Source organism: Paraclostridium sp. AKS73, from assembly GCF_025671395.1.
Taxonomy (GTDB): domain Bacteria; phylum Bacillota; class Clostridia; order Peptostreptococcales; family Peptostreptococcaceae; genus Paraclostridium; species Paraclostridium benzoelyticum.
In genome coordinates, this window is record NZ_JAIXHU010000004.1 from 86,542 (window position 1) to 109,194 (window position 22,653).

The window sequence follows — 22,653 nt, forward strand, 5'->3', positions numbered from 1 at the left end:
AATTTTCTCCTATCATTATATTATTTTAAGAACTTATCATTTTATTTAAAATTATATGCAGTTACTATAGGTGATTTATTTTCAGAATTATCTTTAAAGTATTCATAGAAACAAATCCCTAAGAAACTTCCAGAAATGTTCCAAATATTATTAAATCCTAAATGCCCCAGTGCAACTGTAGCATTATAACTTCTTTGAGCGCTACGGCAATGTAAATATACAGGCTTATTTTTAGGTATTTCATCTATTCTATTTCTTATTTCACTTAGAGGTATATTTACTGCTCCAATTAAATGGCCTTCTTCAAATTCATCTTTCTCTCTTACATCTATAATATATGCTTTATCTTCAACTAACTTACGAACCTCACCTACATGTACTTGTTTAAAAGTCCCTTGCATTATATTAAGAGCTACAAGTGCAGCATGGTTTACCGCATCTTTAGCTGTTCCAAATGGTGGCGCATAACATAACTCTAAATCTCTTAAATCATCTATTGTTCCATCCATTTTTATTAATGTTGCAATTATATCTACTCTCTTATCTACATTACCTTTACCTATTGATTGAGCTCCTAGTACTTTCCCTGTTGGAACTTCAAATACTAATTTAAAATGAATGTGATTATTATCAGGCATTAAACCAACTTTATCTTGTGGTATTACATATACACTATCATAATTTATTCCAAGTCTTTCACATTGTGATTCTGTTAAACCTGTGCATGCAGCATTATAATCAAATACCTTTATGCAAGATGATCCTATATATCCAGTATTACTAACTGGTAATCCATATATATGATCGGCTACAGCTCTTGCTTGCTTTTGTGCTGGCCCTGCAAGTGGAAGGTGTTGTATTTTCTTTGATATTGCATTAGTTACTTCTATTACATCCCCTACTGCATATATATCTTTGTCTATCGTTCTATAATTTTGATCTACTTTAAGGGCTCCAGTTTCACCTAATTCAAGTCCACATTCTTTGGCTAATTTTACTTCTGGCTTTACTCCAATAGCCATCACAATTGCATCTGACTCAATTTTTCTTCCAGACTCTAATATTATGTCATTATTCTCAAACTTTGTAACTTTATCACCTAATATTAAATCTATTCCTTGATCATATAATTCTTTGTGAATAATTTGAACCATATCTTCATCAAAAATTCTCATAACTTGACTAGCCGCTTCTATTAAAGTGACATTATATCCTGCTTCTTTTAGGTTTTCTGCCACTTCCATACCTATAAATCCAGCACCTATAACTGATATATTTTTAGATCCTCTCGATTGTATAAACTGATTCAATCTAGATATATCTACTACGTTTTTAACAACAAAACTTTTGCATTCTCTATACCTTCAATAGGCGGCACAATAGCGTTTGCCCCTGGTGCTAAAATCAACTTGTCATAACTTTCATCATAAGTTTTTCCTGTAACAACATTTTTAACTTTTATTTTCTTATTTTCTCTATCTATAGATAATACTTCATTAAATATACGAACATTTATGTTATATTGATTAAAAAACTTATCTGGTGTCATAAGTACCAAATCTTCATGATTCTCAATTTGACCACTTAAATGGTATGGTAAGCAACAATTTGAAAATGAAACATGAGGCCCTTTTTCAAACATTATTATATCCGCAGATTCATCTAATCTTCTAATTCTTGCTGCTGCCGATGCTCCTCCAGCTACTCCACCTACAATTAATATTTTTTACTCATCTCATTATCCTCCTCATATTCTTTATATAATTTATTTAAAATTATTAATTTTTTAACAATTATCTTTGTTTATATTTTAACATCTATCTTCTTCTCAGTAAAATAAGTATCTTTTATACCGTAATAAGCTTTTTTTATACGACTATTCTTTCTTTTTAAAAATTTTAAAAAAGTTGTTAATTTATTGATTATTAGTTAAACTATATTTATATTAAAACAAAATTTTAAAAATTAATTTGGAGGATAAAATGGACATTACTTATCTAAAATCCTTGTATGTTACTGCAAAATGTAATAGTATATCTGTGGCTGCAAAAAAATTGCATCTTAGTCAACCTGGTCTTAGCTTTCAATTGCAATCTTTAGAAAGCAGTCTTGGAAAAACACTTTTACAGCGTAGCAACAAGGGCGTCACTCTTACACCAGAAGGTGAAATAGTTTTCAATTATGCTAAATCAATTCTTGCCCTTGAAAAAAATATGAGAAAAGACCTTTTAGAACTAGATGAAATGAAAAACCAGTTGACCATAGGAGCATGCTCTAGTTTAGCAGACTATGCTCTACCTTGCAGTGCTTATACCTTCAAAAAAATTTATGAAAATATAGATATTAATATTTTGAGTTTAACTTCTTGTGAAGTTTTAGAAAAGCTTAGAAATCATGAAATTAACATAGGTATAATACAATCATTAGAAAGTGTAGAGGATATGGTAGAAGTCCCTATTATTAAAAGTGATGTAATTCTAGTTTGTAACTATAATCTACCTATATCTAGTATTAATCTTGATAGCTTAACAACTTTACCTATAATTACAAGAGAAACTAACTCAACAATAAATAAATTTATTGCAAGAGATTTAAAGACTCATGGTCAAGATTTTGAAAATTTAAATATTCAATTCACATTGAATTCTGATGAGGCTATAAAAAGAACTCTTATTCATAGTGGCAGTTATGCTTTTCTTCCTGAAATAGTTACAAAACATGAGCTTCATGATAAATACCTAAAAAAAATATTTGTTAAAGGGTTATCACTTCAATGTAACTATTCATTGGTGTATAGATCTGATTATAACTTAAAATACCACGAAAAATCATTTATTGATTTTATAACTTCTGGAAATAGATGTTTTTGTTACTAAACATTTTTATTGTATAAAAACAAAGTGTAGATTTAAACCTACACTTTGTTTTTATACCAAAATATCATTCCTAAAAAAGACCATATTAATAAAGCCATAAGAGATTCTATTGATAATCTAGCTGGAGAAAATGGTGCTAAAAGTAATATTATAAATAAAATACTACTTGCTAATCCTAGAAATGATATTATTTTTTTTTGATATTTCTTTTTGTTTCATAAAAGTTACTATACATACATAAAAATAAGCAATTGCAGCTCCTAATGAAGACATATCAACAATCCATATTATAACTTCTCTCCCAAACATAACAGCTATAAAACTTATTATGCTTACAAACACAATACTTTTTCCTAATTCTCCATTTTTATTCTTTTTACTAAATGAATATGGTATAACTTGTTTTTTCCCCATCGCTCCAATTAGTTTTGTACTGCAAACCATAAATCCATTTATCCCACTCGAAACTGCTGCACCTAACGCTAATACAAGTACTAAGAATCCTGTTCTCCCTATATATTTAATTACTCCACTTCCTAATGCCCACTCCAAGCTAGTAGCTTGCGCAGGTGTAAATGCTATAGCTGTTGCTATATTTAACACATTGTAAATCATCATCCCTACTAGAAGTGATACTATAGCTAATATGGATGCCTTTTTATTATCAAATCCAAAATTTGTTGCTAGTTGTGGAACAGCATCAAATCCAACATATAAAAATGGGGTTATAGCAAATACTTGTAAAATTTGATTTAAATCAAATTCATAATTATACACATAACTGTTAAAAAGAGTCTGGGTTCCTGCAGTATAAGTCATTCCAAAAAATACAAAAATTACACATATTACAAGTAGTAATATTATATAAGTCTGAACTCTACCAGTCTCTTTTATTCCTTTTAAATTTATTAACATAAATAAGAAAATAGCTATGCACGATACAATAACTTCCCCTATATAAATACTATCTCCAGCTACAGTGTATAAGTATCCAAAATCTAATGCTCCTTTAAATAACTTATTTATTACAAGAGGTAGAGCACTTGCATTTAATGGAATCATTGTTAAATAGGCTAAAGATAAAAACCATCCTACTATAAATCCATGGTTTTTACCTAATTTATTATATACATATGAAAACTCTCCACCTTCTTCACACGTATCTTTCATCATCATATGATAACTTCTTTCGATTATTATTATACAAATTGATCCTAGTAATAGACCTATAAACGTGTTTATTACCCCTGCACTTTTTAAAAATTTGCTACCTGGAAGCATAAATGCTCCCCATCCTATTATAGCACCAAGAATAATTGCAAACACTTCGATAATAGACAACTTTTTATTCATATTTTCTCCTTTGTTATTTTTTTAATTATCTTAAATATACTATATAACGACAATCCACCGTTATAATAAAGATTTATACAGAATAAGTATTTCTTATATTTACTCTAATTATTAAAATCCTTTTATTTAAAATCCACATTAATAAAATATAGCTCATATATAATATATATGAGCTATATTTTATTAATATGGATAAGGTGGAGCTATAAATGGATAAAGCAATAACGATAATCCAACCAATGAAGCAATAGGAAATCTTCTTCTTCTATAACGTCTATACCTTCTAGGCATTTGTCTTGATGTTGTTTCATCCTCATTTTCTATTACATCTTCTCCAACTAATACAGTTACCCCATAGTCATCTGAATCTGTAATTATTCCATCAAATTTACTTCCATCTTTTAGAGTTATGATAACATGAAAGTCTTTTAGTTCATTACATTTTTCCTGCATTTTATTTATATTTCTAGATGTATTCATTTTCTTTCATCTCCTTTCCTTTACATAATATGAATTATTCCTAACCTTGTTACTTTTCAAATTTATAGACTTATAAATTTACAGTAAAAAACTCATACCTAATTTGATATGAGTTTCTCTAGTCTATAATCTTAAACTATTTGATAATATAATCCGTCATTTGTGCAGTAAAAATATAGTCTTCCATGACCTTGTTTACGGAATCTAAATTGCATATTCCATTCAGGGTATTGCTTTACAATAAGAGCTCTATCTCCTCTTACATATGCTACAAATGAGATGTAATGTTCTTTCTTCATCTCATGTTCAGAAGTTACAAATAATTCATCTTCAACAGGTTCTATATTAAGTAAATGTTTATCATCTGCTTTTTTAACTTCTAATGGTTCTATTTTTTTCCCACAACATGATATACTAGCATCGCCTGTAGCAGTCATTAAATTATTACATTGTGGACATACATAAAATTTTAATTTGTTCATATTTCCTCCTACGAATTCGTTTAAATTTATTTCTCCTGATAAAATTCCATCAACACTTGTTCCTAATATTTGTGCTAACTCTGGTAATAAAGAAATATCTGGGCAGCCTTGCCCTCGTTCCCATTTACTTATTGTTTTATCACTTATATTCATTTCATCAGCAACTTGTTTTTGAGTCATATTTTTTCTTTTCTTAATTGGTAAATTAAATTACCAATTTTTTACAATCCATCGGCCCCACCTCTTAATAATAATTTAAACTACTTAAAGATTTTATTCAATAAACGAATCGTAGAGTAAAACAAAAGACATACCTGATAATTCAAGTATGCCTCAATTTATTTTAAATATTATAGTTTAAATCCTTTTTTTATAGCATTAGTTGGACATGACTTAACGCATTCTCCACATCTTATACAATCTATGCTATTTGGCTTTTTATAAACTTCTATATCCATATGACATTTTTTAGTACATACATTACATCCTACGCACTTCTCTTTATCAATACTGTATTTATAAAAGCTAAATTTATTAAAGATTGAATAAAATGCTCCTAATGGGCAAAGGTATCTACAAAACGGTCTATATACAAATGTAGATAATATAATAATTGCTATAAGTATAAATAACTTCCAAGCATATAAAAAGCCTATAGTACTTCTTAAAGATTCATTTAATAGTACTAGGGGTATACCTCCCTCTAAAGTACCTGCTGGACATATAAATTCACAGAAATATGGTTTGGATAATCCAAATTCATTAGTTACAAACATAGGTAAAATTATTACAAATACCAATAATATTACATATTTAAGATATTTTAAAGCTCCATCTAGTGTCTTATTCACTTTAACTTTTTTTACCTTCACTTTATATAATAAATCTTGGAAAAATCCAAATGGACATAGCCACCCACATATGAATCTTCCAAATACAACACCAAATAAAGTCATTAACCCTACTATATAATAGGAAAAATTGTACTTTATGCTTCCTAAAACAGCTTGTAATGATCCTATAGGGCATGAACCTAATGCTCCAGGACATGAGTAGCAATTAAGTCCTGGAACACATAATTTCTTAGTATCTCCTTGATATATCCCTTTTTCAATGAATCCCTTGAAGTTAGCATTTGTGAGTAATGTAGCTATTAATTGAGTTATATTTCTTTTATCCAATTCCAATACACTCCAAGCATATGTTAATAGCTTTCTTTAATACTACTTTAACCTCACCTCTACTAGATCCTACTGCAATAAAGCAAATACTCATAGCTAACACTATATATCTTGTTAATTTCTCTTTCATATAATAATCCTACTTAATAGATTTTAAAACTTCATCTATTTTTGCATTGTATTCAGCTTTACTTGCTGTTCCTACTAAAGCTGTACTTACTATTTTACCGTCTTTGTCTACAAATATTGTAGTTGGAGTTCCTTTAACATTTTTAAGTATCCACTCATGTAAATCTTTATCTGGTATTACATTATCAAACTTAACACCTTTTTTATCCAATATTGATTTAGCTAATGCTTCATTATCTTCATCTGGCGTATCTGCTACCACCCCAATAACATTAACACCTTTAGATTTAACTTCTTTAGATAATTTTTGTAATTCTGGCATTTCATCTATACATGGCATGCATGATGTACCCCATATATTTATCATTGTAAGTTTATTCTCTTTAAATATAGAACTATCTATGTTTTTTCCTTGTATAGTTTTAGATTTAAAAGATATATTTCCATTTATACTCTCTTCAGTTGCTTTTTCATCTTTAGTATTAGATTTTATTTTAGATGGATCAATTGGTTTTATACTATCCTTAAACTCATTTATAGACTTTTCAATATTTTTAACCTCAGATTTTGAATCATCTGATAAGTTGCTGTCGTCTATTTTTTCGTTATATACAAAGTAGTATACATAGTTATTTAGCTCTCCAACTTTATCTTTTTTACTATAATTTGAATATTTTTCACTTTTTAATACTTTCTCAGCATCATTTTTATTTAATTTTAATATAGAACCTATATTTTTCATTTTTCCATATATAAATTCATTAATTTTTCTTCATCTGATTTATCTATTTTCCCTTTATTAGATACTTTCTTTTCATCCATTTTCTTAGACAATTCACCCAGTTCTTTTGCATCATCAGTACACATGAAACTAAATGACATTTCACTTTCATCTAATACCGCTCCTCCAGCTCCAATTTTTTCCCAAGAAGTAGGTAACTTAAACTTAACTCCTAACTCTTGTACTACTGTTTCATCAGAACTTTCTTGATTACTACTTTGTGTTTGTGCTGACTTATTTTTATCTGATGTTTTGCTTCCTAAATTGCTACATCCCCCTAATGCTAAAGCTGCAATTAAAAAACCTGTCATTAGAAATCTTCTTTTCATTTTATCTCTCCTCGTTTGTTATTATTTACACTATACATCTTAAATGATTAACTTTAACTGTAATTAAACTCAATCTTAAATAAACCTTAAAAATAAATTGTTAGTACTTTTAGTAAAATCAATAATATTTAGGCATAAAAAAACATCGGATGATTTTAACATCCGATGTTTTTATTATATTAATCTTCTACGAGTTTGCTTAATTTTTTATCAAAACTCCATAGTATTATTCCACATACAATTACTACAGCTCCTACCATAGCATATGCAGGTGCAAATGAGAATTTTGATAAGAATTCATATAAGTAACCATGTGCTTTAGCAGCTATAAATACTGCTAGTGGCCATATACCCATCATTAATCCCAATACTTTAGCAGGTGAAAATTTACTTATAAATGAATTTCCAAGTGGAGAGAATACCATTTCACCAAGCGTCATTAATACTCCAAACATAACTATCCATATTAAACTCGCTTGACCATCTCCTCTTAATACTTCTGCTAATGCCATTACTGCAAATGATAATCCTAGTAATATCATACCTAATGCAGTTTTCTTGAACATACTTAAATCCCCTTTAGGAGATCTTGCACGTTTATTCCAAACCATAGCTAATATTGGTCCAAGAATTATACAAGAAAGAGAATTTAATGAGTCGAACCAAGCTGATGGTACTCTAAAACTTCCTATAATCCAATTAGCTTTATTAGCATCAGCAAAATCTGGTCCCCAATGATATAGTATTGGTAGAGTTGCTAAGTAGTATACTAACCAAAATGCTATAGAGAATACTGTGACAAATATAATTGCACTTATTCTTAATTTATCTTTTTTAGTTAAAGGCTCTTCAGAAGATTTTTGCGCTTCTAATTCAGATGCAACATTAGTTTCATTTATTTTAAATGGTTTCTTACCAACATCTCCAAATGAAGCTTTTCCTCCAATTATAAACCATATTGTATCTAAGAATAAAAGCAATCCACATATTAAGAATGTTCCTCCAAATCCTACTGCAGAGTAAGCTATAAAAGATACAGCTGTTGTTCCTATAAATGCACCTATGTTAACAAAAGAATATTGAACAGAAAATGCACCATCCAGGTCTTCTTTGTTTTCAAATAATCTACCATTATACCTGCTAGATTCCCTTTAAATAATCCTGTACCTATTGATACAAGTATTATCATTGCCCATACAAGTCCAATTGATGTTTGAGCAGACGCTTGCCACCCACACATATATCCAAGTCCCATAAGTATCGTTCCTATAGGAACACATAATCTTGGACTTAACCATTTATCTGCTATATATCCTCCAAGTATAGGAGTTACATACGTAAATGCTACTAAGTTGGCAATCATTTTAGCTCCATCTGATGAACTTAATCCAAGTCCTCCTTTTGCAACTGCTGCAACTATGAATATTCCAATTAACCATTTAGAAGAATAAAATGCCATACGTTCTAATGTATATGAGAATGAACAAACATAAAAACCAAAAGGATATTTATTTTTATTTTTTACTGCGCTTTCCATATTACCCTCCAAAATATTTAATATAATATTTTCTTGTATATGATTAATTTAATTATTGCATATACAAATTACTAGTATCTATAAAAGATAACTAGCTACCCCTTTTAAATTTTGTTGGATATCCCCTCCAACTATTAATGTTATAATTTCATCGTTTTTTACTACTTATCAGTGTCAATTAAGTATAAATATTCTGAATATAATAAATAAATGTAATGATTCCATTTTGACTTAAACACTGATTTTAAAACTGCACACTTAATAATATTTTAATTTTACAATACTCTTGGATTATTGTTTGATAGACTTAGATGTTATATGATGCTTTTTAAATGATTGAAAACTAATTTTATTTAGTCTGTTAAGATTATGTCTGAGTTGATAAATTTCATTAGAAATTTTTAGATGTCTATATAGCTTGAATTTAAATAATATGTACGATTAACTTTTCGCTATATATTTTTTAATTTAGTCATTTTATGAAGTAGTCTTTTACTACTATAGTTGAAATATTAGTACTTTTTTCTGCATGTACTATATTGTTTTTGTCAAAATAAAAGTGATGATTATAATCGCCTCCAATTTTAACAATTTTCCAACAATTTACATTATACCCTCCCTTAAACTATTTACCTCCTTATGAGAAATTTAGCAAAAAAACTTTTTACTGTCAATATAAATATTCTTTATATTAAAAACTAATTTTTAAATATATATTTTTAATATAAATGTTTTAATTCTAAGGTCCAATTTATAATTAATCAATACTATCATTATAGTTTATTTATTAAATTGGGACACTTATTTCTTTTCTAATAAACTAATTTCACACTACTTCTAAATAAATAATTTCACATCAAACATCACTTCCTCATTTATTTAAAATTATTATGAGAAATATAAATATATTATTAATTATCTCACAATAAACTTATTCGAAAACTAACTGTTATATGTACACAATAAAAAAATTTAATATCCTTTTATGTAACTTTTCTATAAGTTTAAATCACTTATAGAAAATCCTCCATTTTTTTACATTAAATCTCTAATTTGAGTGTCAAATTTTGCAAAATTCTATATACATATTATATGGGTAGATAAAAACTACCTACACTAAAAAACACATATAGGAGAGAAATATATGCGCAAACCAATAATTGAGAATAGATCTATGCCAAAGTCTTGTTGTAAAAACAATAAGGACCAAATGAGTTCTCTTAGAGATTTAATAAAAATGCTTGAAGAAGCTCAATGTAAAAGAAAAAATAGTTGTCATTTTGATGATGACGATGATTATATAAATCCAAGATCAAATGTAGATATAAACACGAGCTTAGATAATGATTCTAAATCTTGTTCTTGTGCTGATTCTGACTCAGATTCTACTGCTGATTCTAATGCGGATTCAGATTCTACTTCTACTTCTGACTCTACTGCTGATGCCGACGCTAACTCTGATTCTACTTCTACTTCTGACTCTACTGCTGATGCCGATGCTAACTCTGATTCTACTTCTGATTCAGACTCTACTGCTGATGCTGACGCTAACTCTGATTCTACTTCTGATTCAGACTCTACTGCTGATGCTGACGCTAACTCTGATTCTACTTCTACTTCTGACTCTACTGCTGATGCTGACGCTAACTCTGATTCTACTTCTACTTCTGACTCTACTGCTGATGCCGACGCTAACTCTGATTCTACTTCTGATTCAGACTCTACTGCTGATGCCGATGCTAACTCTGATTCTACTTCTGACTCAGACGCTAATGCTGATGCTGACGCTAACTCTGATTCTACTTCTGACTCAGACGCTAATGCTGATGCTGACGCTAACTCTGATTCTACTTCTGATTCAGACGCTAATTCTACTGTAGATACTACTTCTGATTCTGACTCTGCTGCTAACTCTACTGCTGATGCTGATACTACTTCTACTGCAGATACTGATTCAGCTTCTACTTCTGGTTCAGATGCTAGCTCTACTGCTGACACTGATTCTACTTCCGATTCAGCTGCTAATTCTACTGTAGATACTACTTCTGATTCTGACTCTGCTGCTAACTCTACTGCTGATGCTGATACTACTTCTACTGCAGATACTGATTCAGCTTCTACTTCTGGTTCAGATGCTAGCTCTACTGCTGACACTGATTCTACTTCTGATTCAGCTGCTAATTCTACTGTAGATACTACTTCTGATTCTGACTCTGCTGCTAACTCTACTGCTGATGCTGATACTACTTCTACTACTAACACTGACTCAACTTCTACTGTAGATAATAATGCTGACGCTAATACCACTTCTGATTCTACTTCTACTGCAGATACTGATTCAGCTTCTGTTTCTGACTCTAATTCTACTGTAGATGCTACTGCTGACGCTGACACTACTTCTACTGCTAATGTAGATTCTGCAGCTGAATCTAATGCAAACAACAATAACCAATCTACTGCAACTAATAACGTTGGACCAATAACTGTTAGTACGCCTATAAATATATATATAACTTGCCCATGTTGTGGTAAGAAACATCACTGTCATACAGATCACTGCGAAACACATTTCTGTAATAGAGGTGAAATGATTAACTCTAACCCTGATATAGAAGTTACTACAATCGAAGAATGTGAAGACGATAATATAGAAGATTAATTGCAAAGGGGATTAAGTATTATGAATCAAGAAAAAATATAAATAATAAAAATCAAGCTCCTAAAAAAGAGAGCCATCATATATCAACTGTTAAACGCCAACGCATTCATAATGGTGAAGTTATACAAGACGATGTTAAACACAAATATATCCTAAATGGTGAAGTTATAGAGGATGATTTTAATAATATCCCTAACGATGGTATTGAATCTAACTCTAATAATAATCATATATCTGATCATCAGCACCAGCATGTTCATAATGGTAAAATTATAGACGATGATAGTTTAACACCTTCTAATGAAAGTAATCATGTGTCTGATCATCAACACCAACATGTTCATAATGGTGAAATTGTAGATGATGATGATTTTAAACCTTATAAGAATAGTAAGCATTCATCTGACCATAAGCACCAACATGTTCATAATGGTAAAATTATAGATGAAAAATAGTTTATTACAAATTTTAAAATTGAAATAGTCTAAAATGAAATGGTGAGCGTTAAATAAGCTCACCATTTCTCATTGTATAAAATTTTTTATTTATTTTAAGTTTACATATAATTAGAAACAATTACCCCACACGCTAACCTTGGCCCTGCATTTCCTGACGGTTGAGTGGTAAAATCATCATAACCTTCATGAATTATAAAAGACTTTCCTATTATTTCATCAACAGTAAATCTATTGCTAAATGTAGAAAGTAACCCTACTCCATCAGCAGATAGTATTGGTGGTAAATCCCCTGCATGCATAGGATGCTCTACTTTAGTTGGATTATAATGAGATTTAGCTGCCATAAATGGTTCCTTTTCATTCCCTACTGAGCAGTCTCCAACCTCATGAATATGGAATCCATGAAATGCACTAGTTTGATTGTTTTTATTAGGAATTCCAGTTATATATGCTTTTACATATACTCCTTCATCTAATTGGTATAAATATACCATCCCCTTTATACAAGGCCCTAGTGGCCCTCCTTGTATTTTTGCATATGCATCTGGCTTAGATGGATTGTAATTAGAAAAAACCTTTTGAATATCATACTTTTTACAAGAATTGTCCATAATATCCTCCTTAAGTTGTAATAAATTTTCTCGCCCTCTATATTATGATTAAAACTTTCAAAATGTTAATATGTGATTGCATAAAAAAGACTTGGATCTTCCAAGTCTTTTTAATTGATATATTTAATTTGCATTTAAGCTTTTTTTCTTAATACCTATTAAAAGTAATGCTGCTACAACTGTTCCTATTGCTATTGCAGCTAAGAATAGTAATAAGTTACTTGTTGCTCCTAGCAATCCAACAATTGGACCTCCATGAGGAACATTATCAGTTATTTTAAATACCATTCCCATAGCTCCTGCTATTGCACTTCCTACTACTATAGAAGGTATAACACGTTTTGGATCTCCTGATGCAAAAGGTATTGCACCTTCTGTAATTCCGATAAGTCCCATTAAGAATGCTGATAATCCAGCTCCTCTTTCTTCTTCTGTGAACTTATCCTTAGCTATGAATGTAGCAAACCCCATAGCTAATGGTGGAACAGGTATAGCACAAGCTACAGCTCCCATTACCAAAGGATTACCTGCTGCTATTGATGCAACTCCAAATAGGAATGCAGTTTTATTAATTGGACCACCCATATCTATTGCAACCATAGCTCCAAGCACTAATCCTAAAACAATACTTAACGCTGGATTTGCTGCAAGAGATGCTAACATTAAGTTTAATCCATCCATAATCCATGAAATTGGTGCTCCTAATATTAATATTAAAGCTGCTGAAATAACTGAAACACTTATTATTGGAATAACAAATATCGGCATAATTGCTCTTAAATCTTTTGGTACTTTCCATGTGTTCATCCACTTAACTAAGTATCCAGCCATAAATCCAACTATTATCGCACCTATAAATCCTGTACCATTTGAAGTTCCTAATATTGCTCCATCATTTGCAACCATAGCACATATCATAGCTGGTGCTAATGCAGCTCTTCCTGCTATAGACATTGCTATAAATCCAGCAAGTATAGGTATCATTAATGTAAATCCAATTCCTCCTATTGCACTAACTTTGTTCCATATAGAACCTTCTGGTATCACCATTCCAGATGCAGTAGGATTTCCTCCTATTGCAATAGCCAATGCTATAAATAATCCCCCTACAACAACGAATGGTATCATATGCGAAACTCCATTCATAAGTTCTTTTACAGATCCCCCTGAAGCAGATTTTTTATCCGACTTATTTTCAGCTTTTTCTTCTTGTATTTTTGCATTAGTAGGTAAATTTTCTATAAGAGTTTTTGCACTTTTTATAGCTTCTTTTATAGGAACCTCTATAACCTTTTTACCTGCAAATCTATCTTTTCCTTCTATTGCGACATCTGCTGCTATTATTATGTAATCGCAATTTTTTATATCTTCATCAGTAAGTGAATTTTCTACACCTTGTGATCCTTGAGTCTCAATTTTCATTTCGTGTCCTAATTTTTTACCTACAATTTCAAGCTTTTCAGCTGCCATATAGGTATGAGCTACCCCCACTGGGCATTTAGTAACCCCCAATATTTTCATGCTTACCCCTCCATTTCAGATATTATATAATTGTATAGCTTTTCTTTATCACTTTCATTTAATAGTACCTCTACAAAATCATCATCCATAAGTTTTCTTGCAAACTTTGATATAATTTGAAGATGAATATTGCCTTCATCTGTAGCAGGCATAACTAAAGCTATAGCAACTTTTACAGGTTCATCATCTAATGACTCCCACTCTATATTATTTTCAAATTTAATTATAGATATAAATGGATTTTTTACTCCTTCAAGTTTTGTATGTGGTATTGCCACATATCCACCAAATCCAGTTGATGATTCTTCTTCTCTTTTTAAAAATCCATTTAATAAATCTTGTGAACATACATCTGAGCTATTTACAACAAGGTCACTTATAATCTTTAATGCTTCCTCTTTATTTCCTCCATTTACTTTTATACCATCAAATATTAATTCTTTTTTTAATAAATTTTTTATCATTTTATTTCCTCCTAATACATTAATTCAATTAATTTATTTTATCTATAGATTCCATGTTCTCTATAGATTCTTCACTATCTATTTGTGCAATTTTCCTATAAAAATTATTGAAAAACTCTGGGTTTTGTTCTAATAATTCATTATCAAAAGCAATTAAGAATACATGGTAAACTATTGTGTCTCCCCACTTTACTCCATCTTTTATATACGCTATACATATTGAGCTTTCAATAACATGACTCGCTTTCCCATGTGGGATAGCTATATTATTTATATTAGTTGTAGATAGTTGTTCTCTATTTATAACACTATCTAAATATTTATCATCTACACTAGATTTTTTCTTAAAAACTTTTACCATTTCTTTCAAAACATCTTCATAGTTTTTAGCATTTTCTACTTCTATAAAAGCTCCTTTTTGTAACAATTCTTCAAATAGTTTTTTACTTTCACTTCTTTTTATATAAGCTTCAATATTTTCTTTATCTTGTTCTTTAATAAGAGGGGATACGTAAATTACATCTTTATGTTGATTTGGAAGTTGTTCAGTTGATATTATAAAATCATAACAATCTTTTTTCATCTTTAAGAAAGTTTGAACTGAATATGCTCCAACAATCTCTATATCTTTATACATATTTTTTATTCTGTTTACTATTAAATCTGTTGATACTTGTCCTAAGTGGCAAACAATTAATACTCTAATTTTATCCTTATTACTCTTTGCTCTTTCTATAGCTGTCTGAAAATGCAAGGATAGGTATATAAGCTCATTATCTAAAAATCGATATTTATAATCTTCATTTATTACATCTGCTGTTATAGTAGACATTTCAAATGCAAATGGATATAATTTTTTTATATCACTTAAACTGTAAATTTCACTTAATACAGAGTATCCTCCCCTGCTTATAGTCGAGTATAAATGTATAGATAATCCTTTTTTTAATTGTTCATCCATAAATAAGTCAATTGATAATTCACTTTTAATTCTATCTAAAATCCTATTTATAGTCGGCTTTAATTTTTCAATTTTCTCACTTGTGTTTAATGAGTTGTTTTTTTTCAATACAGAAAATAAATAACATAGATAGTGCTTGTCACCTTCTCTTAAAGATAAATTAAATTTTTTATTTATATCACTAACTATTTCAGAATACTTATTGAAATTTGGTAAGTCTTTTATTAATCTAGTAAAAGACTTATTTTCTTTATGAATATTTTCTTCTCTTATATCTTTCAATAAAAATAGTAAATATAAAAATAGTTGCTTTATAGATTCATCTGTAAATGTAAATATATTGATTTCTTTTATATAATCTATAATCAATATACAGATATCGATTTCCCTAACTTTAAAATAATCCCTCATATTAAAGTGCAATTTATCAAATCTATTTACTTCTTCGAAAAAATCTATTCCTTTCATATAAGGAATCACTAACTTTACAAATAAAGACATTCTATCTAATTTTGAAGATGAATACCTTATTCCATAATGCCTAATAGATTGAATATCATCCTTATATTTTTTTAATATTGATACCAATTGTTTTTCTATCAATGATTTACTAACAAATAATTTATCTGCTATTTCTTGCATTGTTATAAAATCTCTTTCTAATATTATGGTCATCAATATTTGATTTTGGATTGTAAACTCTATAAGAGACTGTGCTTCTTTTAAAAAAACTATAAATTTTTCTTTATTTATAATCTTTATTTTATTATTTTCTTGTATTAATAACTGTGTATCATAATTTGCTAATATCTCATTAATTAATATAATTTCATTTTTTACTGTTGCTGTAGTTATTTCAAATTTTTTAGCAATTTGTTTTAGTGATATGTAATGATGATCATTCAAGTAATTTAATATTAAACTTTGGCGTTTGCTAATTTTCATCTATAGGTTTCATCCTCCAGACTCTCTATTATGATTTAATTTTATCCTATGTTCTTTTTTTGTAAAACATACAATAATTTACCCTTTTAAAATTTCGTGTGTTTATATCAATTTTCTACATTTTTCTTAATTGTTAAATTGATGTTTATATTATAAATCAAAAAAAAAGCTAACCTTAGCTTTCTTTTTATTATTTTTAAAATAAAGTTATATTTTTTCTCTACATATTTATTACCATTACACTTTCCCCATTTATATCAAACTCTCCGTTAAATTCAAACCCAATTTTTTTATATAAAGAAATAGCTCCTGTATTGTTATCATATACACTTAAATAAATCTTATTGTATCCATATTCATCTTTTAGCTTATTTAGCAAAAGTCTTACTCCAGCTTCTCCATATCCCTTCCCTTGATTTTCATGAGAAATTAAAAATCTGTCTAGCCAAACTCTACCTCTTTTCCCTTCATCTTTAAATAATCCATACATAGCAAATCCTACAGCTTTATCTCCATCATATATTCCTACCGGCCTCCATAACGAAAATTCCTTTGATTCTTTTAAACAATCTTCTACAGTCTCAATATATCCAAGTTGTTCTTTCCCTACTTTTAAACTAGTTATTTCTTGATAATTTTTTTCATTAATTTCTTTTATGTTCAAGTTCATGTTCATCACTCCCTAATACTTTTTTTAAGTAGTTACAAATAAAAAGTACATTGATAAATATCAATGTACTTTGTTATCGCTATAAGGTAAAAGTAATATATCTATCCTATATATTCTAATATTTCACCTACATTTTTATCTGCCTTAACTTTATCATATACCTTTTCTATAAAACCATTTTCATCTATTATATAAGTTGTTCTAACAACTCCAAATCCAAGTTTGCCATATAATTTCTTTTCTTGCCATACATCGTAAGCTTTTATTGCATCAAGATCAGGATCTGATAAAAGTATAAATGGTAATTCATTTTTTTGTGCAAATCTTTCATGTGATTTTACACTATCCTTACTTATACCTATTACTACCATATCTTTTGATTTAAACCTATCAAAATTATCTCTAAATGAACATGCTTGCTTAGTACACCCTGGAGTACTATCCTTAGGGTAGAAATATAATACTACTTTTTTATTTTTAAACTCTGATAAACTTACTAAGTTTCCGTCTTTATCTTGTAGTCTGAAATCTGGTGCTTTTGCTCCTGCTTCTAACATATTATTTTTCCTCCGGTTTATATTTATTAAATATATACCAAATATGCTTTGTTATTAAACTTTTACTTACTATAATTTTTTCAGGTTGCATTTAAAATGATTTAATTAAATATTTTGTTGCGGTATATGACTTGTTATATATGGAATTACTTCATCTGGAGATATGTTTAAAGCAATTGCAAGTTCTTCGTTTAAAAGTCTTTCTGCTTCTTTCATAACATTATCATCTACTTGATGTGGTTTTTTCCAATAGATTTTACTTTTTCATTATTGCAATATATATTTCTTATTAGTTTTATAAGTTCTTCACATTTACCGCTTTTCAGCATTGCATTAAACTCTTTATTTCTTGTTTTATCATCGTCGATCCATGAAATATCCATGTTAGCCATATCATTTAGTAGTGAAGTTGCACTGCTTTTAGATATAGTCTTTCTCATTGGAATATTTTTATTATCCACAGGGGCTTTTATTATTATATTTTCAGCATAAACTGGACTTAATACATAATACTTTCTGTTCTCTCCGTTTATAAACTTTTCATTAGTTATGTCTATAACTTTACATGCTCCTGTCATACCGTACATTACACAATCGTCAATCTTAAACATTAAGATTTCACCATCCTTAACATAATAAAAAAGCTACCTACTTTTAGGCTGGCTTTTTTGACCCATAATAGAAATTATATTTATATATATAATTTCACATTCATTATATAAAAAAAGTAGTTTTGACAACAGGACTTACGTCATCAAAACTACTCGTTGTAATATTATTTTACCACATTTTAAGCTTTTAATGTAAATAAAAACTTTTTTTTATGTATTTATAGTTAAAAACTATATAGAATTTATAATACAATCTTCAACTTTATCAAATCCAACTCGATCTATAAGCTGAGCAAATCTCTCTCCTTCATTTGCATTTTCTTTAAAATAGTTAACTACGCTGTCTATAACTCGTAATGTATCTTCTTGTTTAAATTTCTTTCTTAATGGCTTTCCTAAGCTAGCTTGTCTACCCATTCTTCCACCTATAAAAACTAAGATATCTATTTTTTTATTATCACTCTCTACAGCATGTGCTGGACAAAAACTAATGCACTTACCACAGTTGCTGCATTTATCCTCTACTATTGAATACTTGCTATCTTTACACTCAAATGCTTTATCAGGGCATACCTTTAAACATACTTTACATTCAATACACTTTCTATTGTCTATCCTAACCCCTGTTAATGGTAATATACTCAAATCATTAGATTGAGCCTTACCATAGCTATTTTTACAGCCTAATACTGCTATTTTAAATTTAGCAGGTAGCTCTCTTCCAAAAAACTCATTATGAACTTCTTGAGATATCTTTTGAGTATCTATAAGACTGTTAGCACAAACACTACCTTTGCAAGATAAAATTGCTCTTACAGTCTTACCTCCTCCACCTACTATTAATCCATTTTCTTGTACTATTTCTATAACTTTTTCTATATCATCATACTTTATATATGGTATTTCTACAGTTAACCTACTAGTTAAATTCAATTCTTTGTTCCCATATTGCTCTGCAACTTTAGATAATATGCCAAATTCTTTTGAAGTAAATACTCCTGATTTACCTATTACTCTTATAGCAAAGTAACCGTCTTGTTTTTGAGGAACTATTCCTTTAGACTTTAATTCATTTTTTTCTTGTAATGATAATATTCGTTCCATTGTATTTACCTCCTAATGTTATTTTGATTATTATATAATTTCATCCGGAATAAATTATATCATTACATGTGCACATTTATTAATTGAAATTATTTATAGTAATTATACGTTTTTCTAATAATAAAAAAGTCTCAAAATAGCTTAGTAATAGCAGTAATTACCTAACTGTTTCGAGACTGTTTTTATTTTAATTAATTTCTTATTTAATTTTTATACCATATAACACCTATAAAAGTTTTTATAATTTGGATTAAAGTTACTATCCCAAATATAGCACTCATATAATAAAACGCTCTTATTTCTTCAGATGAATACATTAATATAAATGTAGCAAATGCAATTACAAATACAACCATAGTAACATTCATTATAGTCACTATTTTTTCAAGAATATGCTTTCTTTTTAAATACATTCTTAATACAATAAGCATTAGTATAACTACAACTAATATCGATACATATTTTATATTTTGTATTGAATATTGTTGCTCCCAAACATAGTTTTTATGTGCTACATGTCTTAACATACCCATTTTAGCATGAGTAAAATAATTTACTAAATATGCACCAACTAACATTATTGCTTCTACTAAAGTTAGTAAAACATAAAAAACCTTCTTTGATGTTCCCATATAATATCAACTTCCTTGTCTAAAATCTAAGATAAGCACTGCAATCTATGCAGTGCTTATTCTTATTATAATATATTTTATATAATTTTATATAATTTATTTTTTTGCAGCCTTATCTGTTGGCAACTTGTCTACTGTAGTGTATTGACAATCTCCACTATTAGGATCTCCTACTTGTACTGGAAGATTTCCATGCATTTGCCACTCATTCCAACCACCATCATAAACAGTCATTCCTTCCCATCCTGCATCATAAGCAATTAACCAAGGAACTGAAGCTCTCCATCCTGTACCACAGTAGAATGAAAGCTCATTATCTTTTTTGATATCAGAATCTGACCATAGTTTTTGCATTTCATCAGCAGTTATAACTGTACCATCTTTGTGTAAGTAATCTTCCATACTATACGCATTACTTCCTGCATGACCCCAAACTGCACCCTTAGGCTCACCAGCTCTATCTATATAAGTGTATCCACTTGTTTTCCCATCAAACTCATCTTTACTTCTTATACTAACTAAACGGAAATTCGAATCGTCTTTTAATTTCTTTTTAACTTCATCTATAGACATCCAATATTCTGGATGTGCAGGTACTGTAGCTCCAAAATCTTTTGCTGGAGTAGCTTTTTCTACTTTAGTTTCAGTCTTGTATCCAGCTTTTTCCCAAGCATCGATTCCACCGTCTAATACTTTAACATTTTCAACTCCTGCCCAAAGATATGCATATGCAACTCTACTTACAGCAGAAATATCATTTCCATATAATATAATAGTTTTATCTTTTGTAACTCCTAAATCTAACATTCCTTTTTCAACTACTTTAGGATCTGATATATTCCAAATTGGTTCAGATTCAACACTTGAAGTATCTACATGTATTGCCCCTGGAATATGTCCTTTTGTATAAGTTGGACTATCTTTGTAAGTTCCCCAAGAAACTTCTAAAACCTCATAATTTTTAGATTCTGGTTGATTTCCATCTATTACACTTTGTACCCACTGAGGAGATACAAATACTTTTTTTGTATCTACTTGTTCAGCTTTTACATCTGACTTTGCTTTCGTTGACTCTTGTGATTCATTTGAAGATTTGCTACATCCTACTGCCATTGTTGCTACCATTGTGATTCCAATCAATGCACTAATTAATTTTCTTTTCATACATCTTCCTCCGTTATGATTTTCATTGTCTTAAAAAAATTATTCTTTCAGATGATTTCAATGTTTATTCTAGCTTTTCTTAATAAAAATAATTCTAAAAATTTTAAATTTATTAAAATTTTCTCCAACATTTTATCACATACGACATAAATCTCCAATCTTTATAGAAAAAAACTATACTTTATATTAACATCATTTATATTTTCTATATTTATTATGATCAAAATCCCTAATAAATCAAAATGTGACGAAAATTATAGGATGTGAATATTATAAACTAGATAATATTTTTTATCTAACTTATAACTCTATAGGAGAGTGTAATTTTCATGCTTAATGAAAAGATAATGATTATAGATATTCCATTCAATATATTAGATCATCCTTTTTGGTGTGGATTTAAAATTCTTTACTCCACAATATCCCAAAAAGCTCAAACCAAAGAATGGATAGATCCAAGAATAGACGTATTTATGGATTATACAGCTAAAAGTCTCATAAACCAAACTAATCAAAATTTTAAATGTATATTAAGACATACACCTGGAACAAAAGATATTATAGCTGATTCTCTTTCTAGATATCCAAAGTTGCCTGGCAATATAATTTTTACAGATGATGGAGATAACTTAATAAAAGAAATTATTAGTCCATATAAATATGTATTTCATATAAGAATTGATAGTGATAATATGTTCAGTCCAGACTATATAGATCAATTATATAAAATTGAAAACTATAAAAATTTACAATGTATATTATCTCAAACGGGATATATGTATGATGCTAATAGAGATATTTTAGCAAATATGGATCATCCTTCCCCTTCATTTTATGCTTTTATCTATACAGTAGAAAATTTTCTTTTGGGTCTACGATATCCTGTAAAAGATGACCATTGGGGTGCAATAAGCTATGTTCATGAAGTTGTTCCTACTCCAAGTTATATGATAATTATCCATAAACTTAATGTGAGCAATGATTTTCAAGTTATTTTAGAATATCCATTTATAAAAACTTGGCTTGCCAGTGAAGAAGAAAAAGAAAAAGCACTAAAATTTTTTAAATTAAAATAATCTAAATCATTTTAAATGCTATAAGTTAATGCTATATTTTTAGTTGCAAATAATAAGGGTTTATGACATTGT

Annotated in this window: 25 protein-coding genes; 3 read left to right on the forward strand and 22 right to left on the reverse strand. The window is 29.0% G+C overall.

Features of this window, described 5'->3' with window-relative positions:
* Positions 1-41: 41 nt before the first annotated feature.
* Complete coding sequence (locus LEQ07_RS04025; RefSeq protein WP_332842900.1) at positions 42-1,310, reverse strand: FAD-dependent oxidoreductase; 1,269 nt, start codon at positions 1,308-1,310, stop codon at positions 42-44.
* 14 nt (positions 1,311-1,324) lie between these two features.
* Positions 1,325-1,723 (reverse strand): NAD(P)/FAD-dependent oxidoreductase, encoded by a 399-nt coding sequence (locus tag LEQ07_RS20710; protein ID WP_332842916.1) that lies wholly within the window; start codon positions 1,721-1,723, stop codon positions 1,325-1,327.
* Positions 1,724-1,982: 259 nt separating this feature from the next.
* On the opposite strand from LEQ07_RS20710, the gene LEQ07_RS04030 reads away from it, so the two are divergent.
* Positions 1,983-2,876 carry a LysR family transcriptional regulator gene (locus LEQ07_RS04030; protein WP_263329633.1) on the forward strand — a complete coding sequence of 298 codons (894 nt, stop codon included), beginning with the start codon at positions 1,983-1,985 and terminating at the stop codon, positions 2,874-2,876.
* Between the two features lie 162 nt (positions 2,877-3,038).
* On the opposite strand, the gene LEQ07_RS04035 is transcribed toward LEQ07_RS04030, so the two are convergent.
* The 10 genes from LEQ07_RS04035 to LEQ07_RS04075 form a co-directional block, all read right to left on the reverse strand.
* Entirely contained in the window at positions 3,039-4,229 is a 1,191-nt protein-coding gene (locus LEQ07_RS04035; RefSeq protein WP_263329634.1) for an APC family permease, read from the reverse strand.
* 183 nt (positions 4,230-4,412) lie between these two features.
* Positions 4,413-4,709, reverse strand: coding sequence for a hypothetical protein (locus LEQ07_RS04040; protein WP_263329635.1), 297 nt, complete (start codon positions 4,707-4,709; stop codon positions 4,413-4,415).
* Positions 4,710-4,840: 131 nt separating this feature from the next.
* Positions 4,841-5,371, reverse strand: coding sequence for a helix-turn-helix domain-containing protein (locus LEQ07_RS04045; protein ID WP_263329636.1), 531 nt, complete (start codon positions 5,369-5,371; stop codon positions 4,841-4,843).
* A gap of 170 nt (positions 5,372-5,541) precedes the next feature.
* Entirely contained in the window at positions 5,542-6,372 is an 831-nt protein-coding gene (locus tag LEQ07_RS04050) for a 4Fe-4S binding protein (RefSeq protein WP_046824082.1), read from the reverse strand.
* Positions 6,365-6,502: a CD1871A family CXXC motif-containing protein gene (locus tag LEQ07_RS04055; protein ID WP_167335613.1), complete on the reverse strand. Its 138-nt coding sequence runs from the start codon at positions 6,500-6,502 to the stop codon at positions 6,365-6,367. Before LEQ07_RS04055 ends, LEQ07_RS04050 begins: the two co-directional genes overlap by 8 nt.
* Positions 6,503-6,511: 9 nt before the next feature.
* Positions 6,512-7,243: a TlpA family protein disulfide reductase gene (locus LEQ07_RS04060; protein ID WP_263329637.1), complete on the reverse strand. Its 732-nt coding sequence runs from the start codon at positions 7,241-7,243 to the stop codon at positions 6,512-6,514.
* Positions 7,240-7,611 carry a hypothetical protein gene (locus LEQ07_RS04065; RefSeq protein WP_263329638.1) on the reverse strand — a complete coding sequence of 124 codons (372 nt, stop codon included), beginning with the start codon at positions 7,609-7,611 and terminating at the stop codon, positions 7,240-7,242. Before LEQ07_RS04065 ends, LEQ07_RS04060 begins: the two co-directional genes overlap by 4 nt.
* A gap of 179 nt (positions 7,612-7,790) precedes the next feature.
* Complete coding sequence (locus tag LEQ07_RS20715) at positions 7,791-8,591, reverse strand: POT-type proton-dependent oligopeptide transporter (protein WP_332842901.1); 801 nt, start codon at positions 8,589-8,591, stop codon at positions 7,791-7,793.
* A gap of 80 nt (positions 8,592-8,671) precedes the next feature.
* Positions 8,672-9,148, reverse strand: coding sequence for a hypothetical protein (locus LEQ07_RS20720; RefSeq protein ID WP_332842902.1), 477 nt, complete (start codon positions 9,146-9,148; stop codon positions 8,672-8,674).
* Between the two features lie 1,296 nt (positions 9,149-10,444).
* Positions 10,445-11,590, reverse strand: a complete 1,146-nt coding sequence (locus LEQ07_RS04075; RefSeq protein ID WP_263329639.1) for a hypothetical protein — start codon at positions 11,588-11,590, stop codon at positions 10,445-10,447.
* A gap of 531 nt (positions 11,591-12,121) precedes the next feature.
* Between LEQ07_RS04075 and LEQ07_RS04080 the strand changes: the two genes are divergently transcribed.
* Positions 12,122-12,262, forward strand: a complete 141-nt coding sequence (locus LEQ07_RS04080) for a hypothetical protein (RefSeq protein ID WP_263329640.1) — start codon at positions 12,122-12,124, stop codon at positions 12,260-12,262.
* Between the two features lie 101 nt (positions 12,263-12,363).
* Here the strand turns inward: LEQ07_RS04080 and LEQ07_RS04085 are convergent, their stop codons facing one another.
* The 10 genes from LEQ07_RS04085 to LEQ07_RS04130 all read right to left on the reverse strand — a co-directional run bounded on the left by LEQ07_RS04085 (position 12,364) and on the right by LEQ07_RS04130 (position 21,505).
* Positions 12,364-12,876, reverse strand: coding sequence for a superoxide dismutase family protein (locus LEQ07_RS04085; RefSeq protein WP_046821917.1), 513 nt, complete (start codon positions 12,874-12,876; stop codon positions 12,364-12,366).
* 123 nt (positions 12,877-12,999) lie between these two features.
* Positions 13,000-14,397 carry a PTS fructose transporter subunit IIC gene (locus tag LEQ07_RS04090; RefSeq protein ID WP_046821918.1) on the reverse strand — a complete coding sequence of 466 codons (1,398 nt, stop codon included), beginning with the start codon at positions 14,395-14,397 and terminating at the stop codon, positions 13,000-13,002.
* 2 nt (positions 14,398-14,399) lie between these two features.
* Positions 14,400-14,861, reverse strand: coding sequence for a PTS sugar transporter subunit IIA (locus LEQ07_RS04095; RefSeq protein ID WP_046821919.1), 462 nt, complete (start codon positions 14,859-14,861; stop codon positions 14,400-14,402).
* Between the two features lie 28 nt (positions 14,862-14,889).
* A complete protein-coding gene (locus LEQ07_RS04100) occupies positions 14,890-16,767 on the reverse strand; it encodes a BglG family transcription antiterminator (protein WP_263329641.1) in 1,878 nt (625 codons plus the stop codon).
* Between the two features lie 220 nt (positions 16,768-16,987).
* Positions 16,988-17,437, reverse strand: coding sequence for a GNAT family N-acetyltransferase (locus LEQ07_RS04105; protein ID WP_332842903.1), 450 nt, complete (start codon positions 17,435-17,437; stop codon positions 16,988-16,990).
* Positions 17,438-17,538: 101 nt separating this feature from the next.
* On the reverse strand, positions 17,539-17,994 hold the full coding sequence (gene bcp, locus LEQ07_RS04110) for a thioredoxin-dependent thiol peroxidase (protein ID WP_046821922.1): 456 nt from the start codon (positions 17,992-17,994) through the stop codon (positions 17,539-17,541).
* Positions 17,995-18,221: 227 nt separating this feature from the next.
* Entirely contained in the window at positions 18,222-18,605 is a 384-nt protein-coding gene (locus LEQ07_RS04115; RefSeq protein WP_263329643.1) for a CarD family transcriptional regulator, read from the reverse strand.
* Between the two features lie 231 nt (positions 18,606-18,836).
* On the reverse strand, positions 18,837-19,709 hold the full coding sequence (locus tag LEQ07_RS04120) for a 4Fe-4S binding protein (protein WP_263329644.1): 873 nt from the start codon (positions 19,707-19,709) through the stop codon (positions 18,837-18,839).
* Positions 19,710-19,912: 203 nt separating this feature from the next.
* Positions 19,913-20,341 (reverse strand): hypothetical protein, encoded by a 429-nt coding sequence (locus LEQ07_RS04125; protein ID WP_263329645.1) that lies wholly within the window; start codon positions 20,339-20,341, stop codon positions 19,913-19,915.
* Positions 20,342-20,437: 96 nt separating this feature from the next.
* Complete coding sequence (locus tag LEQ07_RS04130; protein ID WP_046821926.1) at positions 20,438-21,505, reverse strand: sulfurtransferase; 1,068 nt, start codon at positions 21,503-21,505, stop codon at positions 20,438-20,440.
* 329 nt (positions 21,506-21,834) lie between these two features.
* Here LEQ07_RS04130 and LEQ07_RS04135 point away from each other — a divergent pair, with 329 nt between their 5' ends.
* Entirely contained in the window at positions 21,835-22,581 is a 747-nt protein-coding gene (locus LEQ07_RS04135; protein ID WP_046821927.1) for a hypothetical protein, read from the forward strand.
* Positions 22,582-22,653 lie beyond the last annotated feature (72 nt).

Excerpts from the sequence above, each read along its gene's own strand:
- LEQ07_RS04100 (WP_263329641.1), bottom strand. The coding sequence starts at position 16,767 with ATGAAAATTAGCAAACGCCAAAGTTTAATATTAAATTACTTGAATGAT.
- LEQ07_RS04060 (WP_263329637.1), bottom strand. The coding sequence starts at position 7,243 with ATGAAAAATATAGGTTCTATATTAAAATTAAATAAAAATGATGCTGAG.
- LEQ07_RS04095 (WP_046821919.1), bottom strand. The coding sequence starts at position 14,861 with ATGATAAAAAATTTATTAAAAAAAGAATTAATATTTGATGGTATAAAA.
- LEQ07_RS04105 (WP_332842903.1), bottom strand. The coding sequence starts at position 17,437 with ATGAACTTGAACATAAAAGAAATTAATGAAAAAAATTATCAAGAAATA.
- LEQ07_RS04035 (WP_263329634.1), bottom strand. The coding sequence starts at position 4,229 with ATGAATAAAAAGTTGTCTATTATCGAAGTGTTTGCAATTATTCTTGGT.
- bcp (WP_046821922.1), bottom strand. The coding sequence starts at position 17,994 with ATGTTAGAAGCAGGAGCAAAAGCACCAGATTTCAGACTACAAGATAAA.
- LEQ07_RS04120 (WP_263329644.1), bottom strand. The coding sequence starts at position 19,709 with ATGGAACGAATATTATCATTACAAGAAAAAAATGAATTAAAGTCTAAA.
- LEQ07_RS04055 (WP_167335613.1), bottom strand. The coding sequence starts at position 6,502 with ATGAAAGAGAAATTAACAAGATATATAGTGTTAGCTATGAGTATTTGC.
- LEQ07_RS04090 (WP_046821918.1), bottom strand. The coding sequence starts at position 14,397 with ATGAAAATATTGGGGGTTACTAAATGCCCAGTGGGGGTAGCTCATACC.
- LEQ07_RS04115 (WP_263329643.1), bottom strand. The coding sequence starts at position 18,605 with ATGTTTAAGATTGACGATTGTGTAATGTACGGTATGACAGGAGCATGT.
- LEQ07_RS04065 (WP_263329638.1), bottom strand. The coding sequence starts at position 7,611 with ATGAAAAGAAGATTTCTAATGACAGGTTTTTTAATTGCAGCTTTAGCA.
- LEQ07_RS04040 (WP_263329635.1), bottom strand. The coding sequence starts at position 4,709 with ATGAATACATCTAGAAATATAAATAAAATGCAGGAAAAATGTAATGAA.
- LEQ07_RS04085 (WP_046821917.1), bottom strand. The coding sequence starts at position 12,876 with ATGGACAATTCTTGTAAAAAGTATGATATTCAAAAGGTTTTTTCTAAT.
- LEQ07_RS04125 (WP_263329645.1), bottom strand. The coding sequence starts at position 20,341 with ATGGGAACATCAAAGAAGGTTTTTTATGTTTTACTAACTTTAGTAGAA.
- LEQ07_RS20720 (WP_332842902.1), bottom strand. The coding sequence starts at position 9,148 with ATGGAAAGCGCAGTAAAAAATAAAAATAAATATCCTTTTGGTTTTTAT.
- LEQ07_RS04135 (WP_046821927.1), top strand. The coding sequence starts at position 21,835 with ATGCTTAATGAAAAGATAATGATTATAGATATTCCATTCAATATATTA.
- LEQ07_RS04030 (WP_263329633.1), top strand. The coding sequence starts at position 1,983 with ATGGACATTACTTATCTAAAATCCTTGTATGTTACTGCAAAATGTAAT.
- LEQ07_RS04045 (WP_263329636.1), bottom strand. The coding sequence starts at position 5,371 with ATGACTCAAAAACAAGTTGCTGATGAAATGAATATAAGTGATAAAACA.
- LEQ07_RS04130 (WP_046821926.1), bottom strand. The coding sequence starts at position 21,505 with ATGAAAAGAAAATTAATTAGTGCATTGATTGGAATCACAATGGTAGCA.